1 protein-coding gene is annotated in these 1,101 nt (G+C 68.9%); it reads right to left on the reverse strand.

From position 1 onward, the window contains the following. Positions 1-1,041: DUF222 domain-containing protein (locus tag ASD11_RS03435; protein WP_056283305.1), on the reverse strand; the 1,041-nt coding region annotated here is incomplete at its 3' end. Positions 1,042-1,101: the final 60 nt, after the last annotated feature.

The raw sequence follows: 1,101 nt of genomic DNA on the forward strand, positions 1-1,101 counted from the left end.
CTCGGTCCACTCGGGTGGCCTGTCGCAGCTGGGGAAAGAGCATCCGCCGTCTCGGTTGGCGAGGGCGATGCGCTGATACTTGGTGAAGTATCGCTTGGACTGTCCGTAGTCGAGGGGGAGCGAGGTCCCGTCCAGGACCATGGGGATGATGCCCACCCGGCAGGCGAGCTTGCGGGCTTGTCCGGCGGAGATCCGGGTCCCGTCCGAGAGCGTGGCCGGTGCGATGCCGTCGAGAAGTGTCTGGTGCTCGAGGGTGACGACGACCTGGGCGCCGACTCCGCCGTTGGACGGAAGCTCCTCGACGGGAAGGTGGGAGCAGAGGTCGGTGAACGCCCGGCCCATGCGGTGGGCGGGGTCGCCGGCGTCCTCGGGCACCGGGCCCAAGGTCGCGTCCGGGTCGGAGAGGTGCGCCCGGGACGGTGCTGCCAGGGCCTCGAGGGCTGTGCGGAGCATGACGGCCTCGGCCTCGGGGACCTCGCCGCGGTATCCGTGCATGCCGTTCTTCTTGTCCCACATCACGAACGAAGCGTTCTGACGGGCCATGCGCTCACGGTCGACCAGGATTCCGTTCTCGTGGGCGTCGACGTCGGGCTTGGCCGCGTAGACATCCATCAGCCGGTCGGTGCGCCGTCGTAGGTCCCGGATCGTGAGCCGTTCAGCGTCCTTGAGCAACGTCCGCTCGGCCAGGTCGCGCTGAGTTTCCGTGACGTCAGTTGGGAGCTTGTCGAGGCCGTTCGCGATGACGGAGGACTGCTCGAACGTCACCTCACCCCGAGACAGGGCGTCCTGGGTGTGGGTGGTGGACTCGAGCTTCTTGGCCGTGTTCACCAGCCGTCGAGCGGCGCCCTCGTCCCCTCCAAAGTCCCTGGCAAGCAGGTTCCCGGTCGACGTCGCACCAGCCCTGCGCGCAGCGCCGGCAGACTCGAGAGCCCTGGCCGCCGCCATCTCCTGCGCCGAGATCCGCGCCTTCGCCCGGGCGAGCTCGGCCGACAACCGCCGCACCTCACCCGGCTCGACACCCGACCACGCATCCAACGGCATCCGGTCCAATCCCGCGTGCAGCACCGAGACACCAGCCACCAAGGGGTGGGAGTCGATCGG

Origin of the sequence: Aeromicrobium sp. Root495, from assembly GCF_001426755.1 — a bacterium.
Classification (GTDB): domain Bacteria; phylum Actinomycetota; class Actinomycetes; order Propionibacteriales; family Nocardioidaceae; genus Aeromicrobium.